Origin of the sequence: Sulfuricurvum sp. MLSB (genome assembly GCF_000747095.1) — a bacterium.
Classification (GTDB): Bacteria; Campylobacterota; Campylobacteria; order Campylobacterales; family Sulfurimonadaceae; genus Sulfuricurvum.
In genome coordinates this window covers 1-3,028 of record NZ_JQGL01000018.1, presented here as the reverse complement: position 1 = coordinate 3,028, position 3,028 = coordinate 1, and the positions used below count along the sequence as shown (strand labels likewise).

Sequence of the window (3,028 nt, the reverse complement as noted above, 5' to 3'; positions counted from 1 at the left end):
GCTGAGCGCATCAAGCTCGGAGGTGTCTTTTTTAGTCCCTCTTTGGTACGCAACACCTGACTCGATGCTCCATTCGTTGTTGATGGCGTAATCGGCTGTAACGTCTCCGCCCACGATGCGCGCATCGATATTGGCGTATGAGGTGTTGGTACTGACACCGGTTTTATAGGCGTAGATGTAATCTTTCAGGTCGCTGTAAAAGAGCGTCCCTTTGAGGTGAAGGTTCCCGAATGTGTGCTCGACTCCCATGTCGACTTCACGGTTGATCGTTTCGTTCAGATTCGTATTTCCGATACCGCCGGCAAAATAGAGTTCTCTGGCATCCGGAACGCGTACCGATTGTCCGGCACCGACGAAGACATTTCCGTGTGAACTGTAGTGATAACGTCCCAAAACGTTTGCGCTGACATTGTCGTAATCGCGGTCTTTGGCCGTTGCCATCAGATTTTGGTCGGCATCGACATGAGTGTCATCGTAGCGCAGCCCTCCGCTCATATCCAAAGCGCCGAATGTTTTGAGCGCTTTGGCATACACGCCGACGTTATCGGTATCGGCGTCAGGGATTTGAACTTGCGCGTAAGGGTTGAGGCGTGAGCCTTTGGTGCCGTTCCAGTTGCGTGTCGAGAGGTCGATACCGAAAGTGACGTCCGCTTCAGCGATCGAGGCGGTATTTTCGGCGCGCACCCCTTTGATCGTCGCATCTACCGGTGAGACCATCGTTGCGGCGGCACTGGTAGCTCCTGCTCTGAAATCCGTCCCCATTTCGTGTTTGACTTTCGAATGGTACGCTTCGATGCTGAGTTCGTCCGAATAGGTTCCCAATCCGAAGAGCTGGTATTTGGCTTTGAACATATCGGTATCGTCGATCAGCGCATCCATCGGATAGCGCGGGTAAAGAACGTCATCGGCGCGGTCTCCGAAATAGCTGAGGGTCAGTTTTTGGTTATCACCGATATTGCCGACAATTTTTGCCCAGAAGTTTTGTCGCGTATAGGCATCATCATTTTTGTGGGCGGTTGAGTAACGCTGTCCGGCTGTGGTAGCGTTGTCGGCTTGTTCCGCCAAGGTTTTTCCATCACCGTCTTTGTACTGGCCGCTGGTCTCATGGCTGTATCCGACAAGCGCCTGTACGGCGTCATTGCCGCCTTCGACGGTAGCAGAAACTTTGCGGTAATCATAGCTTCCAAGTGTTGCGGAGATTTCACCGTGCATCCCTTTGGAAGGGTCTTTGGTGACAACGTTGATCGCACCTCCGAGGCTGCCGAACTGCGTGACGTCAAAAGGACCTTCCTGAACTTCGACCGAAGCGATCTGGCTGGAGGATACGTGCATTGCGGGCGGATCCATACGGTTCGGACACGCACCGCAGATTTTGGCGTCATCGATGGTGACGTTGAGGTTGTCTTTTTTGAATCCGCGCAACACGATGTCGTTTCCGATAGCGGTCGTACGTACATGGGTGATTTCCGGAAGCGCTCCCGAGAGCATTTCGCCCAGATCGGATTGGCGGGAAAATTTCACTATTTCATCGGCAGTGATGCGTGTGGCATCGCTTTTAGGAGCAGCGGCTTCAACGGTAATTTTTTGGATCGTGACCGGTTCGGTGGCGAGCGCAGCAACAGCTGCCACCGAAAGGAGAGTAAACGTCTTCATACTTTAATTCCTTAAGCAAATATGAAGAAGTGTAGGAAAGAAGTGTTACATTAGTGTTAAATCGCTATACTTTTGTTTATGAAACCGACCGTAAAACGAATAATCTTAACACTTGTACTTTTGGCCGCTTCGGGCTACTTTCTCTTTACCGGTTTTTCGATCCTATTCAAGTCGTAGTGACACATCTTCGGGAAACTGCATCGTGACGCAGTGAAGCGAGCCGTGCTGGCGGATCAGGACGGAGCAGTCGATGGGGACGATGTCGCGTCCTTTGAAGGCTTTGCGGCAGATGTCGATCGCTTCGGCATCGTACGGGTCGTTGTAGACGGGGAGGAGCACCGCGCCGTTGATGATGAGGAAATTGGCGTAGGTAGCGGGCAAGCGCTCATCGTCGTAAAACGCCGGAGAACACATCGGCAACGCAATCAGCTTAAACGGTTCGCCGTCCAAATCCCGCAACGCCGTCAGCTCCTCTTCCATTTTTTTAAGAGCCGCATAGTGCTCGTCCGTTTGATCGTCGCATTTAACATACATAATCGTATCGGTATCGATGAAGCGGGCGAGGGTATCGATGTGGCTGTCGGTGTCATCACCCGCGAGGTAGCCGTGGTTCAGCCACAAAATCTGCTCCACGCCGAACTCTCGCTTGAGAATCGCTTCGGTTTGCGCTTTGGTCAGATGGGCGTTACGGTTGGGATTGAGCAAACATTCCGCTGTTGTCAAAAGGCTTCCCGCCCCGTTGGATTCGACCCCGCCCCCTTCTAAAATCAGATCGACTTTGTGCATCGGAGCACCGTAAACGTGTGCGATGGCGGAACTCATCGCATTGTCGCGCGACGCGTCGAACTTGCCGCCCCATCCGGTGAAGGTGAAATCGAGCAGCAGCGGTTCGTCCTCGTCTTCGTCGATGACGGAAAGAACGCTGCAGTCGCGCGCCCATGTGTCGTCGCTCTGATAGGGGATGAAGACAAGGTTGTCGTGCGAGGCGAAATAGCTTTTGACGACGTCGACATTATCGCAGACGATCAGGCAGGGCTGGTAGCGGGCAACGGCATTGGCGATATTGACGAACGTCTGACGCGCTTCTTCGAGATACGGCGCCCAGTCGCTTTGGGGATGAGGGAAAATGAGCTGAACGAAACTTTGGGGTTCAAATTCGGCGGGGAAATAACGCATTAATTTACCTTGGTCTATAATTTCGCCATCTATCACCGTTAGGGATACAATGGGATCTATTACGCTTAGCCGCGAGGCACTGATTCATAATCTTGACATTATCGCACACCAAGTTGGAGCCAAAGATAAAATCGCCGTCGTTTTAAAAGATAACGCGTACGGGCACGGAGCGGTTCTGATTGCACAGGCATGCGCCGAA

3 protein-coding genes are annotated in these 3,028 nt (G+C 52.5%); 1 reads left to right on the top strand and 2 read right to left on the bottom strand.

Going from position 1 to position 3,028, the window contains the following annotated elements:
* Both JU82_RS11590 and JU82_RS02440 read right to left on the bottom strand, forming a co-directional pair.
* Window positions 1-1,653 (bottom strand): TonB-dependent receptor (locus JU82_RS11590; protein WP_294892018.1); only part of this gene is annotated, 1,653 nt, incomplete at its 3' end.
* Between the two features lie 162 nt (window positions 1,654-1,815).
* Window positions 1,816-2,829 carry an agmatine/peptidylarginine deiminase gene (locus tag JU82_RS02440; RefSeq protein ID WP_037946112.1) on the bottom strand — a complete coding sequence of 338 codons (1,014 nt, stop codon included), beginning with the start codon at window positions 2,827-2,829 and terminating at the stop codon, window positions 1,816-1,818.
* A gap of 49 nt (window positions 2,830-2,878) precedes the next feature.
* On the opposite strand from JU82_RS02440, the gene JU82_RS11585 reads away from it, so the two are divergent.
* Window positions 2,879-3,028, top strand: a 150-nt coding sequence (locus JU82_RS11585; RefSeq protein WP_294892022.1) for an alanine racemase, incomplete at its 3' end; no start/stop codon positions are given.